At 70.7% G+C, this 21,226-nt stretch carries 19 protein-coding genes; 11 read left to right on the forward strand and 8 right to left on the reverse strand.

Going from position 1 to position 21,226, the window contains the following annotated elements:
• Positions 1 to 97: 97 nt before the first annotated feature.
• Entirely contained in the window at positions 98 to 1,147 is a 1,050-nt protein-coding gene (locus N864_RS02995) for a patatin-like phospholipase family protein (protein WP_034713350.1), read from the forward strand.
• On the opposite strand, the gene N864_RS03000 is transcribed toward N864_RS02995, so the two are convergent.
• Both N864_RS03000 and N864_RS03005 read right to left on the reverse strand, forming a co-directional pair.
• Positions 1,141 to 2,517, reverse strand: coding sequence for an MFS transporter (locus N864_RS03000; RefSeq protein ID WP_240474189.1), 1,377 nt, complete (start codon positions 2,515 to 2,517; stop codon positions 1,141 to 1,143). The two genes, N864_RS02995 and N864_RS03000, sit on opposite strands and share 7 nt — an antisense overlap.
• On the reverse strand, positions 2,514 to 3,551 hold the full coding sequence (locus N864_RS03005; RefSeq protein ID WP_034713305.1) for an LLM class flavin-dependent oxidoreductase: 1,038 nt from the start codon (positions 3,549 to 3,551) through the stop codon (positions 2,514 to 2,516). Before N864_RS03005 ends, N864_RS03000 begins: the two co-directional genes overlap by 4 nt.
• Positions 3,552 to 3,922: 371 nt before the next feature.
• On the opposite strand from N864_RS03005, the gene N864_RS03010 reads away from it, so the two are divergent.
• From N864_RS03010 to N864_RS03020, 3 genes are all read left to right on the forward strand, one after another.
• A complete protein-coding gene (locus N864_RS03010) occupies positions 3,923 to 5,209 on the forward strand; it encodes a quaternary amine ABC transporter ATP-binding protein (protein WP_155892800.1) in 1,287 nt (428 codons plus the stop codon).
• On the forward strand, positions 5,206 to 6,084 hold the full coding sequence (locus N864_RS03015) for an ABC transporter permease (protein WP_034713308.1): 879 nt from the start codon (positions 5,206 to 5,208) through the stop codon (positions 6,082 to 6,084). Before N864_RS03010 ends, N864_RS03015 begins: the two co-directional genes overlap by 4 nt.
• A 123-nt stretch (positions 6,085 to 6,207) precedes the next feature.
• Positions 6,208 to 7,137, forward strand: coding sequence for a glycine betaine ABC transporter substrate-binding protein (locus tag N864_RS03020; RefSeq protein ID WP_034713311.1), 930 nt, complete (start codon positions 6,208 to 6,210; stop codon positions 7,135 to 7,137).
• 93 nt (positions 7,138 to 7,230) lie between these two features.
• On the opposite strand, the gene N864_RS03025 is transcribed toward N864_RS03020, so the two are convergent.
• Positions 7,231 to 9,222: a S9 family peptidase gene (locus N864_RS03025; RefSeq protein WP_051518117.1), complete on the reverse strand. Its 1,992-nt coding sequence runs from the start codon at positions 9,220 to 9,222 to the stop codon at positions 7,231 to 7,233.
• 55 nt (positions 9,223 to 9,277) lie between these two features.
• Between N864_RS03025 and N864_RS03030 the strand changes: the two genes are divergently transcribed.
• The gene (locus N864_RS03030; RefSeq protein WP_240474190.1) at positions 9,278 to 9,802 is read left to right on the forward strand and encodes a PH domain-containing protein; all 525 of its coding nucleotides are present in this window, start codon (positions 9,278 to 9,280) and stop codon (positions 9,800 to 9,802) included.
• Positions 9,799 to 11,397: a PH domain-containing protein gene (locus tag N864_RS03035; protein WP_034713314.1), complete on the forward strand. Its 1,599-nt coding sequence runs from the start codon at positions 9,799 to 9,801 to the stop codon at positions 11,395 to 11,397. Before N864_RS03030 ends, N864_RS03035 begins: the two co-directional genes overlap by 4 nt.
• Here N864_RS03035 and N864_RS03040 read toward each other — a convergent pair.
• Positions 11,394 to 12,359 carry a plastocyanin/azurin family copper-binding protein gene (locus N864_RS03040; RefSeq protein WP_034713316.1) on the reverse strand — a complete coding sequence of 322 codons (966 nt, stop codon included), beginning with the start codon at positions 12,357 to 12,359 and terminating at the stop codon, positions 11,394 to 11,396. The two genes, N864_RS03035 and N864_RS03040, sit on opposite strands and share 4 nt — an antisense overlap.
• A 415-nt stretch (positions 12,360 to 12,774) precedes the next feature.
• Positions 12,775 to 14,172 carry a cation:dicarboxylate symporter family transporter gene (locus tag N864_RS03045; protein WP_240474191.1) on the reverse strand — a complete coding sequence of 466 codons (1,398 nt, stop codon included), beginning with the start codon at positions 14,170 to 14,172 and terminating at the stop codon, positions 12,775 to 12,777.
• Positions 14,173 to 14,248: 76 nt separating this feature from the next.
• On the opposite strand from N864_RS03045, the gene N864_RS03050 reads away from it, so the two are divergent.
• The 5 genes from N864_RS03050 (at position 14,249) to N864_RS23415 (ending at position 18,733) form a co-directional block, all read left to right on the forward strand.
• A complete protein-coding gene (locus tag N864_RS03050) occupies positions 14,249 to 15,862 on the forward strand; it encodes a sensor histidine kinase (RefSeq protein ID WP_034713319.1) in 1,614 nt (537 codons plus the stop codon).
• The gene (locus N864_RS03055) at positions 15,859 to 16,548 is read left to right on the forward strand and encodes a response regulator (protein WP_034713321.1); all 690 of its coding nucleotides are present in this window, start codon (positions 15,859 to 15,861) and stop codon (positions 16,546 to 16,548) included. The genes N864_RS03050 and N864_RS03055 overlap by 4 nt, the downstream gene beginning before the upstream one ends.
• A gap of 111 nt (positions 16,549 to 16,659) precedes the next feature.
• Entirely contained in the window at positions 16,660 to 16,980 is a 321-nt protein-coding gene (locus N864_RS03060) for a hypothetical protein (protein ID WP_034713323.1), read from the forward strand.
• Positions 16,981 to 16,997: 17 nt separating this feature from the next.
• On the forward strand, positions 16,998 to 18,359 hold the full coding sequence (locus tag N864_RS03065; protein WP_034713325.1) for a hypothetical protein: 1,362 nt from the start codon (positions 16,998 to 17,000) through the stop codon (positions 18,357 to 18,359).
• Positions 18,360 to 18,397: 38 nt separating this feature from the next.
• A complete protein-coding gene (locus N864_RS23415; protein WP_240474192.1) occupies positions 18,398 to 18,733 on the forward strand; it encodes a DUF6188 family protein in 336 nt (111 codons plus the stop codon).
• A 10-nt stretch (positions 18,734 to 18,743) separates the two neighbouring features.
• On the opposite strand, the gene N864_RS03075 is transcribed toward N864_RS23415, so the two are convergent.
• The 3 genes from N864_RS03075 to N864_RS03085 all read right to left on the reverse strand — a co-directional run.
• Positions 18,744 to 20,354 (reverse strand): FMN-binding glutamate synthase family protein, encoded by a 1,611-nt coding sequence (locus N864_RS03075; RefSeq protein WP_051518120.1) that lies wholly within the window; start codon positions 20,352 to 20,354, stop codon positions 18,744 to 18,746.
• A 53-nt stretch (positions 20,355 to 20,407) separates the two neighbouring features.
• Positions 20,408 to 20,926, reverse strand: a complete 519-nt coding sequence (locus N864_RS03080; RefSeq protein ID WP_034713328.1) for a gamma carbonic anhydrase family protein — start codon at positions 20,924 to 20,926, stop codon at positions 20,408 to 20,410.
• A partial coding sequence (locus N864_RS03085) for a nicotinate-nucleotide--dimethylbenzimidazole phosphoribosyltransferase (RefSeq protein WP_034713329.1) occupies positions 20,923 to 21,226 on the reverse strand: 304 nt, incomplete at its 5' end. The genes N864_RS03085 and N864_RS03080, both read right to left, overlap by 4 nt.

Consider the following 21,226-nt stretch of genomic DNA (forward strand, 5'->3'; position numbering starts at 1 on the left):
CGCTCCGACGCGCAGAACCCGCTGAGCGGCATACGAAGGGGCACAAGGGACACGACGCAGCCGAGCGGTGTCGTCGGTCCCGGATACCCTCGAGAGCGTGACTGAACGGTTGCGGGCGGCGGTCGTCCTCGGCTCGGGCGGCGCGCGCGGCTACGCCCACATCGGCGGCCTGCAGGTGCTCGACGAGCGGGGCTTCGACGTCGTCGCCATCTCCGGGACGTCGATGGGCGCCCTCGTCGGCGGGGTTGCTGCGGCGGGCAAGCTCGACGCCTACACCGAATGGTCGCTCGGCCTGACCCAGCGCGAGGTGCTCCGGCTGCTCGACCTCGCCCTGTCCGCGCCCGGTGGCGCGATCCGGGCCGAGCGGATCATCGCGAAGGTCGGCGAGATCCTCGAGGGCGCCTCGATCGAGGACCTGCCGATCCCCTACACCGCCGTCGCGACCGACCTGCTCGCCCGCCGGGAGGTGTGGTTCCAGCGCGGCCCGGTCGTGCACGCCGTCCGCGCCTCGATCGCGATCCCCGGCGTCATCACGCCGATCGTCATCAACGGCCGGACCCTCGTCGACGGTGGGCTGATGAACCCGGTCCCCCTCGAGCCGATCGTCGCCGTCAACGCCGATGTCACCGTCGCGATCGACCTGTCGGGGACGCGCACCGGCACGAGGCACGGGCCGCCGGTCAAGGAGACGTCCGAGGACCGCCCGCACGAGGAGTGGACCTCCCGGCTGCGCCGCAGCACCGCCGAGGTCCTCGAGTCCGAGCGGCTCCGCGCCCTCACGAGCCGGTTCAGCGTCGGACACCGGCGCGACGCCACGGCCGGCGAGCCGCCCGACGGGCTACCGACCCCGGGAGCCGCCGCGACCGAGGCGCTCGACCCGGACGTGCAGCCCGAGGCGGTGCCCCCGCTGCACCCCGAGGAGTGGGTGCTCGGCCGCGCCGATATCCGCACCGTCGACCTGCTCGCGATGAGCTTCGAGACGATGAGCGCGCTCATCTCCCGCTACCGGATGGCGAGCAACCCGCCCGACGTCCTCGTCACCGTCCCGTCCAACGCCGTCGGGACGCTGGACTTCCACCGTGCCGCGGAGATGATCGAGCTCGGCCGCCGGCTCATGACCGAGGCGCTCGACCGGGCCGGCTACTGAGGACCGCCCGCAGTCGCGGTCGCCGGCGTCGGGGTCGCCCGCACGGTCCGGACGAGCAGCACGAGGGCGAGCAGCTGGCTCGCGGCGACGACACCGACGAGCAGCGGCAGCGACACGTCATACAGCCACCCCACGACCGCGCCACCCACGACAGCGAACGCGCCCTGGATCCCGGCGAACACGCCATACGCGGTGGCCCGCCGCGGCGCCGGGACGATCTCGGCGACGAGCGCCTTGATCGTGGAGTCCTGGATGCCGAAGGCGAGGCCCCACACGGCGACCCCGGCGAGCGCGACCAGCGGTGACCGGGTGAGCGCGAGCGCCGGGACGACCGCGACGAGGACCGGCACGACGAGCAGGACGTGTGCGCCGCGCCAGTCATAGATCGCTCCCACGGCGAGCGCAGCGAGCGCCTCGACCGCCATCGCGCCGGCGTAGACGACCGGCACCGCGGCGACCGGGACGATCCCGTCGACGGTGAGGTGGTAGCCGATGATCCCGAACGTCACGAGCCCGCCCGTCGTCAGGCTCGCCGCCAGCGCGTAGCGGAAGAACTCCTTGGGCAGGTCGCGGCCGGTCGCGTCGGACAGCCACGCCCGCAGGCTGCCCTGCCGTATGCCGCTGAGCCACCTGCCGCTGGCGTGCGGGCTGTCGCTGTCGCCGGGTTCACTTGAGGAGTCGGACGATTCGACGCGGGACCGGTCCGAGGCGGGCGTGGCGCTCCCGTCGTAGACCGACGGGTCGGGGACCTTCGCGCGCAGGATCGCGAGGATCACCATCGCAGCGACGCCGGGAACCGCGAGCACGAGCATGCCGGGCCAGATGACGCCGGTCGCCGCGATGACGCCGGCGACGACGAGGGGCCCGGCGAAGGCGCCGACCTGGTCGAGGGCCTTGTGGACGCCGAAGCCGCGGCCCCGACCCACGGCCGCCGCGACATGGGCGAGCAGGGCCGACTTCGACGGGCTGCGCACCGCCTTGCCGGAGCGCTCGAGCAGGATCAGGACGGCCGCGAGGGCGAGCCCGAGGCCGCCGACGAACGGCGTGATGGCGAGGAGCGGGACGCAGACCGCCGTCAGGCCGTAGCCGATGATCGTCAGCGGCCAGTAGCCACCGGTGCGGTCGGCGAGCGGGCCGAAGACGAGGCGGAGCACGAGCGCCATCGCCTCCCCCGCCCCGGTCACGACGCCGACGACGAGGGCGCTCGCGCCGAGAGCGGCGAGGAGCGGGCCGTACATCGACCGGGCGCCCTCGTAGACCATGTCGGCCGCGAGGCTGACCAGGCCGAACCACACGACGACGCGCCAGGCGCTCCACGACGGGCGCGTGCTGCCCGGGGAGCTCTCGGACGGGGTCTTCGACCCGCTCACGCGCCGCCGCCGAGCAGGTCGCGGACCCGGGGGGCGACCTCCTGGGCGTAGAGGCGGATGCATGACGAGCGCAGCTCGTGCGGGAGGGTGCCCATGGAGTACTTGAGCTGGAAGCGGGTGGCGCCGAGCAGCCGCATCGACTCGGCGATCTTCTGCGCGACGGTGTCGGGCGAGCCGCAGTAGACGGCTCCGTCGGGGCCCATCTGCACCAGCGCCTGCTCCTTCGTCATCGGCGCCCAGCGGCGCTCCCGCCCGATGACGTTCATGTAGCCGATGAAGTGGGGCAGGTACTCCTCCTGCGCCTGCTCGTCGGTGGCGGCGACGTAGCCGGGCGAGTGGATCGCCACCGGCAGTTCCGGCTTGCCCATCTCGGACAGCGCCCTCCGGTAGAGGTCGACGAGCGGGACGAACTGCCGTGTCGCGCCCCCGATGATCGCGACGACGATCGGCAGACCATAGTGCGCCGCCCGGACGACGGACTGCGGGGTGCCGCCCACGCCGACCCAGGTCGTCAGGCGCCCCGACTCGGTGCCGGGCTGGACCCGGTCGACCGTGAGCGGCGGCCGGGTCGTGCCCTCCCACGCCACTGGCTGCTCCGTGAGGATCGCCGAGAGCAGGTCGAGCTTCTCCGAGAAGAGCGTCTCGTAGTCCTGCAGGTCGAGCCCGAAGAGGGGGAACGACTCGATGAACGACCCGCGCCCGACGGTGATCTCGGCCCGGCCCTGGGAGATGGCGTCGACGGTGGCGAAGCGCTCGAAGACCCGGACCGGGTCGTCCGAGCTGAGCACGGTGACGGAGGAGCCGAGGCGGATGTGCTCGGTCGAGGCGGCGAGCCCGGCGAGGACGGTGTCGGGGGCGGCGATCGCGTAGTCGGCGCGGTGGTGCTCGCCGAGGCCGATGAAGTCGAGGCCGAGCCGGTCGGCCAGCTGGCCCTCCGCCATGACCTCACGGATGACGGCCGCAGGGTGCAGTGGGCTCCCGTCGGGTAACAGCGCAATGTCACCGAAGGTGTCCAGGCCCAGCTCGACGTCCATCCCTCCATCCTACGGACGGCGGGCGCCCGGCCCCGGGCACGACCCGAGCAGCGGTCCGAGGCGCTCGACAGCGCCTGGACCGAAGGTATGCCGGGTCACCTTCAGGATAGCGTCGACCGAGACGAGTTGCGATGTGCACCAAGGAGATTCACGACGTCAAGCAACACGTTCCGCACTGCTCAATGACGCTGCGTGACCCGCTCGCCAATCCCTCTGCTCGGGTAACGAATTGGACACAGTCCACGGCCAGGTTTTTGACCATTCACTCATCGCTGTGCTTGGTTGGTGGCCGGTCCGAGCCGGGGGAAAGCTCATCTGGGCCGCCACGAGACATACGAAACGATACGAGACGTGCAGAGGGTGATCGAGTCTTGCCTGCCATCGAGGCGGAACATCTCTACAAGGTGTTCGGACGACGGGCGCGGGACGGGGTCACACGGCTCCGCCAGGGCGCCACACAACAGGAACTGAATGAGCAGGACGGCCTCACGGCTGCCGTGATCGACGCGTCGTTCACGGTCGAGGAAGGTGAGATCTTCGTCGTCATGGGCCTCTCGGGGTCCGGCAAGTCGACCCTGCTGCGCATGGTCAACGGGCTGCTCGAGCCGACGGCCGGCTCGGTGACGCTCATGGGCGCGAATGTCACGTCGGCCCCTCCCAAGACCCTGCGCCGGATCCGCCGCGAGCGGGTCAGCATGGTCTTCCAGCACTTCGCACTGCTCCCGCACCGGACGGTCCTCGAGAACGCCGCTTACGGCCTCGAGACCCAAGGCATCGGCAAGGCCGAGCGTGCCCGCCGCGCGGCCGAGGCACTCGAGCTGTGCGGCCTCGGCGGCTGGGGCGACAAGCTGCCCGGTGAGCTCTCCGGTGGCATGCAGCAGCGCGTCGGCCTGGCCCGAGCCCTCGCCGCGGACACCGACATCCTGCTGATGGACGAGGCCTTCAGCGCGCTCGACCCGCTCATCCGCCGCGGCATGCAGGACCAGCTGCTGGAGCTGCAGAGCCGGTTGAAGAAGACGATCCTGTTCATCACCCACGACCTCAACGAGGCGATGCGCCTCGGGGACCGGATCGCGATGATGCGCAACGGCCGCATCGTCCAGATCGGCACGGCCGAGGAGATCCTCAACGACCCGGCCAACGACTACGTGGCCCGGTTCATCCAGGACGTCGACCGCAGCCGGGTCCTGACCGCCTCGTCGATCATGGAGCCGCCGGTCGCGGTGCTTCGGTCGGAGCAGGGCCCCCGGGCCGCGCACAAGCTGATGCGTGAGAACCAGCTCGACACGCTCCTCGTCGTCGACCGCGACCGCCGGATCCGCGGCACCGTGGGCGAGCAGACCGTCGTCCGTGCCGTCGAGACCGGCACCACCGGCGTCGAGGGGCTGCTCGAGCGATCCGTGCCGACCGTGTCACCGGACACCGTCATCGCCGACCTCCTCGCCGAGGCCGCCGACTCCGAGGTGCCCCTCGCCGTCGTGGACGAGCAGGAACGCCTTGTCGGCGTCATCCCGCGGGTCACCCTGCTGACGGCGCTGAGCAACACGAGTGCCACCAGCGAGGGCGGCCCGGACGGCGAGGCCCAGACCGACTCGGCGACTGACCCGCAGCCAGACCCGCCCGCGGCGAGCGCCCACGATGCGGAGGTGCCGGCATGACCCACACCGCAATCGACCTGCCCCGCCTCCCGATCGGCGACTGGTGTGCCGCGGTGGTGCTCTGGGCCCAGGAGAACCTCGGGCCGATCCTTGACGCCATCTACAGCGTCCTGCGGGCCCTTGACGACAAGCTGGCGGCCGGCCTGCACGTCGTGCCCGCCCTCCTCATGGCGGTGATCCTCGGACTCGTCGCCTGGGCCGCGAGCAGCTGGAAGCTGGGTGTCGGCACCCTCCTCGGCATGCTGCTCATCAGCACGATGGGCATGTGGGACGAGGCGATGGACACCCTGTCGCTCGTCATCGTGTGCAGTGTCGTCGCGATGGCGTTCGCCCTGCCGATCGGGGTCGCGGCGGCACGCTACGAGGCGGTCTCGCACGTCGTGCGACCGGTGCTCGACTTCATGCAGACGCTGCCGGTCTTCGTCTACCTCATCCCCGCCGTGCTCCTCTTCGGCATCGGGGTCGTCCCCGGCATGGTCGCCACGATCGTGTTCGCGATGCCGCCCGGCGTGCGCCTGACCGAGCTCGGCATCCGCCAGGTCGACCGCGAGGTGGTCGAGGCAGGCCACGCCTTCGGCGCGGCCCCCCGCCGCATCCTCACGCGGATCCAGGTGCCGCTCGCGATGCCGACGATCATGGCCGGCGTCAACCAGGTCATCATGCTGGCGCTCTCGATGGTCGTCGTCGCCGGCATGGTCGGAGCCGGTGGCCTCGGCGCCCTCGTGTACCAAGGCATCACGACGATGGACATGCCGCTGGGCTTCGAGGGCGGGATCGCCGTGGTCATCCTCGCGATGTTCCTCGACCGCATCACCGCGGGCCTGGCGGGCCGCTCCCCCGTCGCCCGGGTCTCGAAGGCGACCGCACGCGCCTGACGCGTTTGCACGCACGACCGGTGCCACGTCACCGGGGCCGGCTTCGGACGGCATCGGGACCGGCACCGCCCTGAACCTTCCCGCGCGACCGTCGCGCACGCAACCCACGAGAGGTGTCTCATCATGCGCAACACACGACTGGTCCGGACGATCGCGGCCGGCTCCACCGCCGTCCTCGCCGTCGGGCTCATGGCAGCCTGCGGCAAGAGCGAGGTGGTCGGCTCCGGCTCCGGTGACGCGAGCGGCGACAAGCCGGCGTCGAAGACCCTGACGATCCCGATCGCCTCCGGCTGGGACGAGGACAAGGTGGTCAGCCACCTGTGGAAGTACGTCCTCGAGCAGAAGGGCTACACGGTCAAGGTGCCCGACATGGACATCGGCGTCATCTTCACCGGGATCTCGAACGGCAAGGGCAGCAACATCGACGTCTTCTTCGACACGTGGCTGCCCACCACCCACAAGAAGTACTGGGACAAGGTCAGCAACAAGGTCGAGGACCTCGGTGTCTGGTATGACCAGGCGACGCTCAACATCGCCGTGCCGACCTACATGGAGGACGTGAACTCGATCGCGGACCTCAAGGGCAAGGCCGAGGAGCTGGACGGCACCATCACCGGGATCGACCCCGGCGCCGGCCTGACCGAGGCGACCAAGAACAGCGCCATGCCGAAGTACGGCCTCGACGACTTCGAGCTGCAGACCTCGTCCACCGCCGCCATGCTCGCGGCGCTGAAGAAGGCGACCGACGCCAAGAAGCCCATCGTCGTGACGCTGTGGCACCCGCACTGGGCCTACAGCGCCTACCCGATCAAGGACCTCAAGGACCCCAAGCAGGCACTCGGTGGCGCCGAGGAGGTCCACACGATCGCCCGCCAGGGCTTCAGCGACGACTTCCCCGAGGTCGCCAAGGCACTGTCGAGCTTCAAGCTCGGCGACGCCGAGCTGGCCGACCTCGAGAAGGTCGTGCTGCAGGACCACAAGGAGGACCCGCAGGCCGGCATCGCCGCGTGGGTCAAGGACAACCAGGACGTCGTCAACAAGATGATGCCGTGACGCGCGGAGCGCGTCCGGAACGCTGAACGATCACGGGGCTGAGCGGCATACGTCAGGGGTATGCCGCTCAGCCCCGTTCGCGTGGAGGCGTCGTCATGTGAGGTGCTCGGTGAAGAAGTCGAGGATGATCTCGGCGCGTTGGCGCCGGTGCACTGGCGAGCCGCTGCGGGACAGCTCGTGGCTCTCCCCCGGGAACCGGTAGAAGGTCACGTCCTTGCCGAGCAGCCGCATCGCGACGAAGAGCTCCTCGGCCTGGTTTACCGGGCAGCGGTAGTCCTCCTCGCTGTGGATGATCAGGACCGGCACCTCGATGGCCCGCACGTGTCGGATTGGGGACAGCGCGACGTAGGCGTCCGGGTCGTCGACGTGGGTGACGCCGAGCTCGACCTTGAACGAGGTGGAGACGTCGCTGGTGAACTCCTCGGTGAGGAAGTTGTTGACGGCCCGCTCGCTGCAGATCGCCCTGAACCGGGTGCCCGTCGTGCCGGCGAGGTGGGTCGCCATCCAGCCGCCGTAGCTGCCGCCCTGCATGCCGACCCGGTCCGGGTCGCAGAACGGGTAGCGCTCCACGGCGGCATCGACGACGGCGAGCACGTCATCGGCGTCGACGCTCCCCCACCCGGCGCCGGGGGTCGTGGGATGCTTCGGCCCGGCGATGGACTGGCTCCACCAGTCCTCCCGCCCGGAGCCGCCCCGCGGGTTGCACATCAGCACGACGAAGCCGGCGGCCGCCTGGTACTGCGCCTCGTCGAAGAGGGTCTCGCCGTACTGCGTGAAGGGACCGCCGTGGACGTTGAGGACGACGGGGTGGCGCTCCGACTCGTCGAGGTCCGCCGGCCGCATGACCCACGCGTCGATCTCCCCCGCGCCGTCCCGGGTGGGGACGGTGAACTTCTCCCAGCCGACGGGATGCGCGACCTCCGCGTACCGCTCGCCGAAGGAGGTGAGCCGGCGCAGCCGCCCCGAGGGCTCGACGACATGAAGGTCGGCGGGCCGGTCGACAGCGCTGACGCAGGCGACGACGGAGCCGCCGCGGGCGTCGACGGCGGTCACTGTGATCGGCCCGTCGGTGACCCGCTCGGGGGCGCGGCCGTCGGCGTGCAGTCGGTAGAGGTGCGTCTCGCCGCGGTCCTCGGCGGTCGTCAGGAGCGTCCCGTCGTCGAGCCAGTGCGGCTCCTGCGTGCCAGCCGTGGCAGTGAAGGTCCGGTCCAGGCCAGTGGAGACCCAGCGGTGCTCCCCACCGTCGAGGGGCACGACGCCGACGTGCTGGTTGCCGATCCTCATCGGGTCGTCCTGGCCGAGGAACGAGACGGTCGTCCCGTCCGGTGAGACCCGCGGCTGGCCGTAGTTGCCGGTCTGGTGGGTCAGCTCACGCGGGTCGCCGTCGAGGGGGACGACGAACAGATCCGTGGCCAGGTCGAGGTCCCACGTGTCGTGCCGGGCCCCCGACGTGACGACGCCGCTGGAGTCGGCGAGCCAGGCCAGGCCGTCGTACTCATGACGGCCGGGGGTGAGGTCGCGCGGCGGAGCGGTGCCGTCGGCGGGCACGACGTGCACGTGCGTCGGCCGGTCGAACGTCCAGTCCTCATCGTTGAGACGCGTGAAGAACGTCTCGATCTTGCGGGGCGGCTGCCAGCTGACGTCCTTGGCGTCGTAGCGCTCGTCGCGCACCCGGGACAGGAAGCCGAGCCAGCGCCCGTCGGGGCTCCACCGGACCTGGTCGACGGCCTCCTTCATCGTCGCGACCGTGCGCGTCTCGCCGCCCTCGACCGGGAGGACGTGCAGGGTCGCGTCCCCCTTCTTCTCGCCTCGCCGCGAGACGAACGCGAGCTCCCGGCTGTCCGGGCTCCACTCCGGGGCTGAGTCGTGCTCGCCGCCCGAGACCGGGCGGGGCGGGGCGCTGCCGTCGACGGGGGCGAGCCAGACACGGCTCAGCCGGGTGTTGTGCTCGAACGAGGTCCACCGGACGACGAAGGCGACCTGGCTGCCGTCCGGTGAGAGGGCAGGGCTGGTCGCCTCGACGATCGACCCGATGATCCGTTCCGCGATGGTTGCGTGCTCACTGAGCTCTGGCTTCGTCGTCACGGTCCGACGCTAACCGAGGGCCGCGACTCCGGTGTGAAACCGTGGGGTCGTGCAGGTGCCTGACTCTCCCCGCGAGCCGCTGCTCGAGCCGGCCAACGAGCCGCTGCGTGAGCCGGCTCGCCTCGTGTCCCGGCGCGCCGTCGCCATGTGGACCGTCGACGCGCTCCTCGGCATGGCCGTCCTCCTCGCCGGGCAGGTGGCGTGGTGGTGGTTCGACCGGGGCAACACGTTCTGGCACTGGGTCGTCGCCGCTGCGTGGCTCGTCCTGGGCGGGGCCTACGTCATCGTCATGCCGCGGTGGCGCTACCGGGTGCACCGGTGGGAGGCAACCGCCGAGGCGATCTACACGCAGCGCGGCTGGCTGAACCAGGAACGCCGGATCGCGCCGGTCAGCCGGGTGCAGACCGTCGACCTGCAGCGCGGCCCCGTCGCCCAGCTGTTCCGGCTGGCCTCCGTCACCGTCACGACGGCCTCCGCCGCCGGGCCGCTGCGGATCGAGGGGCTCGACGTCACCGAGGCACGCGAGCTCGTCGACGTGCTGACCGCGGCGGCGGTGGCCGAGCCGGGAGATGCCACGTGACGGCGCCGACCGGCGGCTCCGACTGGCGGCGCCTCGACCGCCGGATGCTGCTCATCCACCCCTTCCAGGCCCTGGTCCGAGCCCTGCCGGCGCTGCTCGCCCTCTTCCTCGCCCGGGCCGGCTCGAGCGACTCCGAGCGCTGGGAGCTGATCGCCCTTCCGCTCGTGCTCGCCTACGGTGTCGCGCGCTGGTTCACGACCCGCTACCGGATCGATGGCGAGCAGATCCAGCTCAAGCACGGCGTCATCACGAAGCAGACGACGACCGCACGGCTCGACAGGGTGCGCACGATCGACCTCACGGCCCAGGTCTGGCACCGCGTTCTCGGCCTGGCCAAGGTCGAGATCTCGACCGCCGGCACGAACGACCGCCTGGTCCTCGACGCCCTCAGCCTCGGCGCGGGCCGGGCGCTGCGCGCGGAGCTGCTCCACCGGGCCGAGGCCGAGGGCGCACCGGTCGCCGGTCCGTCCGGCGCCCCCACGCAGGAGCGGCCCGTGGACGCGGCGTGGCCGGCTCCCACCGGCGAGGCGGTGGCACCCTCGGGCGACGCGGCAGCCCTGCCCGGTGTCAACGCCGCGCCCGTGGCCACCGCGACCGGGCCGAGCGACGAGGAGCTCCTGCGCCTCGACCCGTCCTGGGTTCGCTTCGCGCCCTTCACGATGAGCGGGTTCCTCTCCGCCGCAGCGCTGCTGGGCATCGGCCTGCAGTTCGCGAACCAGCTCGCGGATGGTGGCCGGATCTACGTGTCTGCTTACAGGTGGGCGGTGGACCGCGGCCTCCTCACCGGCGTCCTCATGGTCCTCATAGCGGTCTCGGTCCTCGCGATCGGCGGCTACGTCCTGTCCTTCTGGGGCTTCCGCCTGACCCGCAACCGGCTCGGCAGCCTGTACGTCCGTCGGGGACTGCTGACGACCCGGGAGACGAGCATCGACGCAAACCGGCTGCGGGGCGTGGAGATCGGCGAGCCGGCTGGCCTGCGCACCGTTGGCGGAGCCCGGCTCAAGGCGGTGACGACGGGGCTCGGCCACGACGCGCATGCCCGCTCCGACGTGCTCGCCCCACCGGCCTCTGTGGAAGCCGTGCGTGGCCTGGCGCGACAGATCGTCGAGGACGACGCGGCCGTGCGAGACCCCCTCCGGCCGCACGGAGCCGCCGCTCGGCGTCGGCGTCACGTGCGCGCGCTCGTGCCGTGCGCGACCCTCGCCGTCACACTCAGCGCCCTGACCGCGCGGTTCGATTGGTGGACAGGGTGGTTCGTGGTCGCTGCCCTGGTGCTCGTGCTCGGGTGGGCGCTCGCCCGCAGCCGGTATGCCGCCCTCGGCCACCGCGTGACCGGTCGTCACGTCGTGGTGCGCTCGGGCGCGCTGAACCGCGACCGGGTGGTCCTCCAGCGCGACGGGATCGTCGGATGGACGATCCGGCAGAGCTTCTTCCAGCGTCGCGCCGGAGTGGCCACCCTCGTCATGACGACCGGAGCCGGCCGCCAGCACTATGAGGCGATCGACGTGGCCCCGGCGACGGCATACGGCGTCATCGCCGAGGTCCACCCGACCCTCCTCGAGCAGTTCACCTGCGCCCAGCGAGCGAGTCGCTAGCGAACGACGGTGACGGAGCCAACCATCCCCATGCCGTCATGGATGAGGCAGCGGTAGTGGTAGGTCCCCGCCTTGGTGAACGTGACCTTGAATGTCGACGTCGGGGCGATGAGGACCCCGGAGCTGAGCGTTCCGTGCGAGTAGTGCTGCGGGTCGCCGACCGGGGCGAGCGGGTTCGCCGGGTCCGGCCCGAAGGTGACGGTGTGCGGGACGGGGAAGCCGTTGCGGCCCCAGTCGAACGTCACGGTCTGCCCCACGTGGACGGTCACGTGCGGGCGGGTGAAGGCCATCACGAGGGCGGTGTCGTCAGCGGCACCGACGAAGACGTGGTGGTTCGTGGCGAGCAGCCGCTCCTTCAGCCGGAGGAGCCTGCCGTCGAGGAGGACGAGAGCCCGTTCGAGGGTCGCCCGGGCGTTGTACCACCGCTGCGAGTGCGGGTAGGGCGTGCCGGCCGCACGCACGTGCACGGTGCCCTTCATCATGGCCCCGTGGACGTAGCAGTAGTACGTGTACGTCCCCACCCCGGTGAACTTAAGGCTGTAGGACGTGTAGTTCGGCGCCGGCAGCAGGTCGATCGGCATCGTCGCCATGATGCCCGAGTTGCGGAACTGGCCGGGCTTGCTGATCGTGTGCTGCCACGTGCGTGTGGACATGTACCCGAAGGACGGGGTGCCGGGGAAGAAGTCCCCGAGCGGGTGGGCGGCGTCGATGAACGAGACCGTGTGCGGCTCCATCGAGGCGGCCTTCCAGTGGACGGTGTCCCCGACGTCGATCCAGATGTCGGACGGTCCGTAGTTCATGCCCTGAATGAGGTGGTTCGACGACTCCGAGCCGACCTGCACCGTCCACGTCCGGCCAGTCCAGGTGTGGGCGGAGGCCGGTGCCAGGCCGCCAACTGCGACGGTGGCACCGATCGCCAGCATGGCCGCGAGCAAGGCTCGCAGCCAGCGAGTGGGTTTCATGCTTCCTCCATGGAAAGACCTGCCCCCCGAGCTCCTCGAGGGGCTCGGTGCACCTGGGTCTGGTCGCGCGGCGCCGGGCCAGCACGGAGGTACTCCAACCGCGAAGCCTACTGCTCAGGCCGCGAATCCCTTTGCGCAGCAGGCTAATCCCATGATGTTGGCAGAATCGTCCCAGCACATGTCGCCACCTGTCGGCACATGTCGGTGCAAAGCGCACCGGTGCGGGACGGCACCATCATGCGGACGCGGCTGGGCGGCATACCCCTCGGGCGGGGCCGGCCACCCGCGAACGAGCGGAAGGACGCCCGGGACGGAACTGAGCTCAGCGGCATACCTCTTCTCGTTGCTCGGGAACCATGCGGAAAGGCGCGTGGACCGGCCCCACACGGGAGCCGGCCCACGCTGTTTCGCTGGCCTACTGGGCGGCGACGGGGAGCGGTGCACGCCCAGCGACGGGTTCGTGCTGGGCGGCGGGCTCATGCTCGGCGTCGACCAGCATGGCCTCGTCGAAGGGGCGCTCGCCGGCGAGCACCTGCGCGGCCTGGACCCGGTCGATCTGGCCCGTCCAGGTGCCGATGACGACGGTCGCGATGGCGTTGCCGGCGAAGTTCGTCAGGGCACGCGCTTCACTCATCATCCGGTCAATGCCGACAATGAAGCCGACGCCGTCGACGAGGTCCGGACGGTGCGACTGCAGACCGCCGGCGAGGGTGGCAAGGCCGGCGCCCGTGACACCTGCCGCGCCCTTCGAGGCGATGACCATGAAAACGAGCAGGCCGATCTGCTGGCCGATGCTGAAGGGCTTGTCCATGGCCTCGGCGATGAAGAGGCTCGCCATCGTGAGGTAGATCGCCGTGCCGTCGAGGTTGAAGGAGTAACCGGTCGGGACGGTGATGCCGACAACGGGGCGCGAGACGCCGAGGTGCTCCATCTTCGCGATGAGTCGCGGCAGGGCGGACTCGGACGACGAGGTCGACAGGATGAGGAGGAACTCGCGGGCGAGGTAGCGCAGCAGCGACCACACCCCGAAGCCGGTGACGACGCGTAGCACGGTGCCGAGGACAAGGAAGACGAAGATCGCGCAGGTGGCGTAGAAGGCGACCATGATCAGGAAGAGGCTCTTGAGCGCCCCGAGCCCGGTCGCGCCGACGACGGCGGCCATGGCGCCGAAGGCGCCGATCGGGGCGATCCACATGATCATCGCCATGAGCCGGAAGACGAGCCGCTCGACGTGCTTGATGCCGGCGAGGATCGGCTCACCGGCGCGGCCGAGCTTCTGCAGGGCGAAGCCGACGAGGAGCGCGACGAGGAGCGCCTGCAGGACGTCACCGGACGTCAGCGCCGAGACAAGGGTGTCGGGGACGAGGCCGAGGAGGAAGTCCACGGTGCTCTCGGCGCCTCCGCTCGCCTGCTTCTGGCCCGCGGCGGCGATGTCGCTCGTCAGGTGCAGGCCGGCTCCCGGCTGGACGATGTTGCCGACGACGAGGCCGATCGCGAGGGCGACCGTCGACATGACGAGGAAGTAGCCGAGGGCGAGGCCGCCGACCTTGCCGACCTGCGCCGCCTTCCGGACCGAGCCGATGCCGAGGACGATCGTGCAGAAGATGATCGGCGTGATCATCATCTTGATGAGGTTGACGAAGGCGGTGCCGAGCGGCTTGAGCTCCTTGCCGACGTCGGGCCAGATCCAGCCGACCAGGGCGCCGAGGACCATCGCCGCGACGACGGCGATGTAGAGGAAGTGGGTGCGGTCGCGCTTGGGGCGTTTGGCCGAGGGGGTGAGATGTGCGTCGATGGTGGTCGTGTCACTCACGGGGGCCTCCATTGGCAGGTGAGGGGGTGGACTCGGTGTGTCGAGGCTCCCGGCCGGCGTGACTAGGGTCACCTTTGTGTCCATTGAGTTCTCGCCCCGACGGTGGAGCGTCGCGGCGCAGACCTTCGCCCTGCAGGTCGGCATCGCGATCCTCGTCGTGGCCGCCGGGCTCGTGGGCGCGTTCCTGCAGGCGCAACGGGCGGGTGATCAGGAGGCGATCGCCAGAGCGACCGGGGTCGCGGAGACGGTGGCGGCAACCCCGCTCGTGGTGCGGGCGGTGGAGGGGCCGGACCCGGCTGCGACGCTGCAGCCCTATGCGTCACGGGTGCAGCGGGAGTCGTCGACCGACTTCGTCGTGATCATGAGCCCACGCGGGATCCGCTACAGCCATCCCGATCCGTCGCAGATCGGCAGGACGTTCATTGGCCACATCGCTCCGGCGGCCGCCGGTGGCAGGGTCGTGGAGGACTACACCGGGACGCTGGGCCCCTCGACCCGCGTCGTGCTGCCGGTGCGAGACACCGCCCGGCCGGCGGCGTCACAGGTGGTCGCCCTCGTCGCGGTCGGGATCCGCAAGGCGGCGGTCGGTGAGCGGGTGCGCGAGCAGCTGCCGTCGATCCTGCTCGCTGGCCTGGCGGCGGCCCTGCTCACCGGGCTCGGGATGGCTCTGATCTCCCGACGGGTGCGGCGACAGACCCACGGGCTCGGCGAGCGACAGCTGCGTGAGATGTACGAGTACTACGACGCCGTGCTGCACGCCGTCTCCGAGGGCTTGGTCATCACTGACGTGGCTGGGAGGTTGCGCTTGATCAACGATGAGGCGGTGCGACTGCTCGGACTGGCGCCGGACTCGGTGGACCGTCCGGTGACGGAGCTCGGCCTGCCCGAGGACCTGGGTCGCGTGCTCGTCGACGACCGGTCGCACTCCGACGAATTGCACGCCACCGCCGCACGGGTCCTGGTCCTCAACAAGGAGCCCGCGACGTGGCGGGGGCGCCTCCTCGGGCACGTCACGACGCTGCGGGACCGGACCGACCTCGAGGCACTGACCGGTGAGCTCGACTCGGCGCGGGGGCTGACCGAGGCACTACGCTCACAGGCGCACGAGGCCGCCAACCGGCTCCACACGATCGTCAGCCTCATCGAGCTCGGCCACCCCGAGCGGGCACTCGCGTTCGCGACGGAGGAGCTTGAGGTGTCCCAGGTGCTGACGGACCGGGTGGTGGGGGCGGTCGACGAGCCGGCGCTGACGGCGCTGCTCCTCGGCAAGGCGGCCGAAGCGCACGAGCGGGGCATCGACTTCCGGATCGAGTCGGGGTCGAACTGGCCCCACGGCGTCGCGGCGCAGCGTGACCTCGTCACGATCGTCGGCAACCTGATCGACAACGCCATGGACGCGGTGGGCGAACAGACGACTGACGCAGAGCGGGTGGTTGCCTTCGCCTCAGGGATCCAGGACGGGTATGCCGCTCTCACCGTCTCCGACAGCGGGCCGGGTCTGACCCCTGGTGCGGTCACGGACGCCTTCGAACGCGGTTACACGACAAAGGAGTCGGGGCGCGCCGGGCGACGCGGGATCGGGTTGGCCCTGGTGTCGCAGACGGTGAGCCGGCTCGGGGGGACACTCGAAGTGGGTGGGCCACCGGGCGCCATCTTCACCGTGCGGCTTCCGAGGAGGGCCTCGTCATGACGGCCGAGGCTCTGATGGTGCTGGTCGTCGAGGACGAGCCGGTCGCAGCCGAGGCGCACACCGCGTATGTCTCCCGGGTGCCCGGTTTCTCCGTGGTCGCCACCGTCGGCACGTCTCAGGCGGCGCTGAAGGCTCTGCAGGACAAGCAGATCGACGTTGTGTTGCTCGACATGAACCTGCCTGATCGGCACGGGCTCGACGTCGTGCGGGCGATGCGGGCGTCGGGCTATCGGGCCGACGTCATCGCGGTCACCTCCGCCCGCGATCTCCAGATCGTGCGCTCGGCGGTGTCGCTCGGGATCGTCCAGTACGTCCTCAAGCCCTTCGTCTTCGCGACCCTCCGGGACCGGCTGCTGGCCTACCGTGCCTATCGGACCCAGGTGACCTCCGGTGAGCAGGTAGGCACTCAGGCCGAGGTCGACGAGGTGTTTGCCGTGGCTCGGGTCTCGACGGAGCCGCACCTGCCCAAGGGGATGAGCGAGGAGCTCCTGGCTCGCGTCTCCAGGGCGTTGCGTGAGGCTGGCGGGGGCGGCCTCTCGGCACGAGAGCTGGGAGACCGGCTCGGGGTCAGTCGGGTGACGGCACGGCGGTATGCCGAGCACCTGACCGAGGCCAGGCTCGTGACGCGGCGCTCACGGTATGCGGGGGCCGGACGGCCCGAGGTCGAGTACGTGTGGGGCGGCTGAGAGGTTCCCTCTGGGTCTCCCCCTTCGCAATGAAGCCAGTGCCAGGCGCGCAGCAAGGGCCCTGTGGACAAGTTTGCGGCCGTTTGGAGCAGTTCTCCTAGGTTCGTCGGCATGGCATATGCGATCGACACGGAGGGCGCGCAGCGAGTCGGGACGACTCTTCGGACCAGCGCCGCCGAACTGCGCGACTGCGCCACCGCCTTCGCCCACGCCGGCGGGCTGGCCCGGCGCGGTGTCGCGGGGGACCACCCGGCGCTCGCCGTGGCGGTCGAGGAGTTCGTCACGGCGCACCAGGCGGCGCTCGTCACGATCGCGTCGGCCTGCGGCGGCCTTGGCCGGAGCCTCACGTGGGCCGCGCAGTCCGCGCACGAGCTGGAGCTGTCGACCGCGGCCGACTTCGGGTTGCGTGGCATCGGCATCGAGAGGCCGTGACGGATGGCCGAGGAAGCATGAGAGGGCGCGACAGTCACGCGGATGCCTTCGACGAGCCGTCGGGCGACCCGGCGGCACTCCGTGCGGCCGCGCGGCGGTGTCGCGAGGTCTCGGAGCGTGCGCTGGCGACGGCCGGGGTGCGAGGCGACGCTGGCGTCGATCTCGCCCTCTTCTGGACCGGACCTGCCGCCGACGCGGCGCAAGGGGAGCTCACGACACTGTCCGGGCGTGCACTGAAGGTGCTGCCCCAGGTCGCATGGGCGGCCCTGTCGCTCACCCGCTACGCGGACGCCCTCGAGCACGCGATCCGCCAGACGCGACGGCTGCGCTGGCAGGCCACCGGGGCCCGCGAGGAGCACGCCCGGCTGGTCGCCGTGGCGCGGACAGCGGCGGTGGATCCGGTCGCCGTCGCCCTGGCGGTGGAGCGGGCGGACGAGGAGCTCGTCGACCGGCTGGCTGCCCTGCACCGGGCCCACGGGCGAGTGATGGACGAGTTCATGGCGGCGGGACTGGCCTGTGCCCGCACGTTGTCGCAGTTGGCTGCGTCGGCCGCACCGGGGGCTGGCACGCCGACCGCGGCTGCTGCCAGCGAGGCCGTCCTCCAGGGCCTACCGCTCGCCCGCGAGCAGATCCGTCTGGCGTCCGTGCGTCCGGTCGGCAGGGTCGTGGCCCGACCGGAGCCGGCGTGGTGGCAGACGGCACTGGAGAAGGCGAGCGAGGCGGGGGCCTGGACGTGGAACCACACCGCCGTGCCACTCGCGAACGGCGCTGCCAACGTGGCGGAGGCGGCCGTCGAGCACCCGGAAGACCTCGTCGACCTGGCGCTCGGCACGGGAATGATCATTCTCGGCGGGGCCGGCATGGCGGGCGGCACGGCGCTCGACGCGACCGGCGCCGGCGCGGTTGCCGGTGTGCCGATCCAGTTCGCCGCTGCCGCCGTCACGGCGACCGGGGTCGCTGCTGCCTCGCACGGTGCCGGCGACCTTCTCGACAACGCCGCTCGCAAGGACGGCCGGCTGCTCCGCGAGGTCGAGGCCCCGACTGTCGGCCGGGGGACGCCGGGCGAGCCGCTGCCCGACTCGATGCGGCCCGATACCGCGGGCGCCAACTGGAAGGGCCGGGTCGCCGACAACGGCAAGGGCGAGGTCTGGCAGGCCCCGGAGAAGGTCGACGCACCCAAAGGAGCGCCGGAGAACGCGGACTCGATCCGCATCATGGGCGCGGACCGCCGCTACCCGCGCGGCTATGTCCGGTTCTACAACTCGTACGGCCAGCCACTTCGGCTCGATGGCCGCACGGGGACCAAGAACGGTCCCGACACTCACATCGAGGTCGGACCGGACGGCACGTACGAGATACCGATTGGATGGGGACCATGATTCCTGACTTCCGAGGACACACGATCTTCACGGTGCGGATGGACTTCAGGGTCCTGCTCTACACCGAGGAGAACTGGGAGTTCCAGCTCAGCGGAGACACCTACCTGACCAACCCGAGGGTTGGCACCGTCCTCATCGAGGGACAGGAAGAGCTGACTGAGGATGTTCCGCCGGAACTGAAACGCCTAATCGGCCAACAGATCTCGTCGGTTCTGGTGTCGGCCGCCGGAGACCTGGCCATCAACATCGGCGACACCCAGTTGAGCGTCCGGGCGGACCCGAACTATGAGGCCTGGGAGCTGGGCGGCCCGAAGGGCGTGATCATTCTCTGCGGGCCCGGTGGCGAACTCACGACCTGGGGGCCGCGGGTCTGACCGGTCTGCGTCAGTGGCCGGGGACCTCCCGCGGATGGGCGGAGGTATCCCCTTCTGCGTGCGGTGATTCCGGGGCAGACCCGCCCTGCGGCGCCGTCTCGAGCATGACCTGGGCGAGCTCGTCGATCTCACGCTGGGACGGCAACCCCCAGCCCGGCTGGTAGCCGAAGACGTCTGCCATCGGCCGGGCATCCATCTGGCCGTAGAGCATCTCGATGTCGTGGACGGTGAGCAGCGCCGGGTGCGGCACACCGGCGGCCTCGGTGATCTTGTAGAGGTCGCGGCGCCAGGTGCGGATGTAGTTGGCGAGCCGGACGGACTTGAGCGTGGGGTCGACGCCCCTGACGAGCCACGGGTCTTGCGTGGCGACACCCGTGGGGCAGCGGTCGGTGTGGCACTTCTGGCTCTGGATGCAGCCGATCGCGAGCATCGCCTCCCGGGCGACGTTGACCATGTCGGCTCCCAGCGCGAACGCGACGATCGCGTTCTCGGTCAGGCCGAGCTTTCCGGAGCCGATGAAGGTGACCCGGTCCGCCAAGCCGGTCTCGGCGAACTCCCGGTAGACGCGCGAGAAGCCGACCCGGAACGGTAGGGACACCATGTCGCTGAACACCATCGGGGCGGCACCGGTCCCACCCTCGCCGCCGTCGATGGTGATGAAGTCGACGCCGCGCGACCCGTCCGCCATCTGCCGCGCCAGCTCCGTCCAGAAGTCGCTGTGGCCGACCGCTGACTTGATCCCCACGGGTAGGCCGGTGGCGTCGCCGATCGTCTCGACCCAGTCCAACATCGAGTCCACGTCGCTGAACTCCCCGTGACGGGAGGGGCTGACGCAGTCGACACCCTGGGGGATCCCTCGGATCCGCGCGATCTCGGGGGTGATCTTGGCAGCGGGCAGCACGCCACCGAGCCCCGGCTTCGCGCCCTGGCTGAGCTTGATCTCGATGGCCCTCACCGGTGCGGACTGCACGAGGTCGATGAGCCGCGCGAGCTCGAACCGGCCCTGCTCGTCACGACAGCCGAAGTACGCCGTGCCGATCTGGAAGATGAGGTCGCCGCCCTGGCGGTGATGGTCGGAGAGTCCGCCCTCCCCGGTGTTGTGCATGGCGCCGACCAGCTTGACACCGCTGTTGATGGCTTCGATGGCCGGCCCTGACAAGGACCCGAAGCTCATCGCGGAGACGTTGATGATCGACGCGGGCCGGAACGCCTTGGCCCGACCGCGGGGACCGCCGAGCACCTTCGCGCTCGGCATCCGCACCTCCTCGCCCGAGTGGGCCCCCGATGGCGGGACCGCAGTCGAGAAGGTGCGCTGCTTGATGACGGGATAGCCCTCGGTGTACTCGATGTCGTTGTCGGTGCCGAAGCCCCGATAGTTGTTCTCGAGCTTGGACGACGCGTAGATCCAGGCTCGCTGGTCCCGGCTGAACGGCCGCTCCTCGTCGTTGCTCGTGACGATGTATTGCCGCAGCTCCGGCCCGACCTTCTCGAGCAGGTACCGCCCGTGGCCGATGACCGGAAAGTTGCGCAGCAGAGAGTGCTTCTTCTGCAGCAGGTCATAGGCGGCCACGCCACCCATCCCGAGCACCGACAGACCCGCCGAGATCCGAGACGCCTTCATGCCGAGACGATGCCCGGGGGAGCCAGCGGGCAAACGCGCCGACAGCCCGTCGGTCAGTGCTGGCTGGTGGCCTCGCTGTGCAGGCGCGACAGGTCGACGTAGATCTCGGCGTTGTGCCTGATCTTGTCCACCTCCTCATCGCTCAGCTCGCGCCGCACCTTGCCCGGCACGCCGGCCACCAGGGACCGCGGTGGGATGAGGGCGCCCTCCTGGACGACCGCTCCGGCGGCGACCAGGCTGCCCTCCCCGATGACCGCACCGTTGAGGACGACCGATCCCATTCCGATGAGGCAGTCGTTCTCGATGGTGCACCCGTGCAGGACGGCGCGATGCCCGACCGAGACCCCCGAGCCGATCCGCGCCGGCTTACCCGTGTCGGTGTGGACCACGACGCCGTCCTGCAGGTTGCTGCGCTCACCGAGCACGATCGGCTCGAACTCCGCCCGGAGCACGGCGGTGTACCAGACGCTCGATCCAGCCTGCAGCTCCACGTCGCCGACGAGCTGTGCCGTCGGAGCAACGAACGCCGACGCGTCGACGTGGGGGAAGTGGTCTCCGAGCGGGATGATCATGGGCCCACCCTTCCATGTCTGGGCACGGTGCGGGCAACGGAGCGGCGCAGCTCCATACCGTCCTTGAGCACTCCCGCGGCCAGGGCGGCGCCGACCCCCTCGCCGGCCCTGATCCGGAGGTCGAGGATCGGCTCGAGACCGAGCTCCGTCAGCACCGCCGCGTGGGCTCGCTCGCGGGATCGCTGACCGGCGACGAGGTGAGCCGCGACGGCCGGCTCGAGCCGGACGGCGGCCAGGGCGCTGACCGAGGTCGCCAGACCGTCGAGCACGACGGCCCCACCGGCCTCTGCGACCCCGAGC

Origin of the sequence: Intrasporangium chromatireducens Q5-1, assembly GCF_000576575.1 — a bacterium.
GTDB lineage: Bacteria > Actinomycetota > Actinomycetes > Actinomycetales > Dermatophilaceae > Intrasporangium_A > Intrasporangium_A chromatireducens.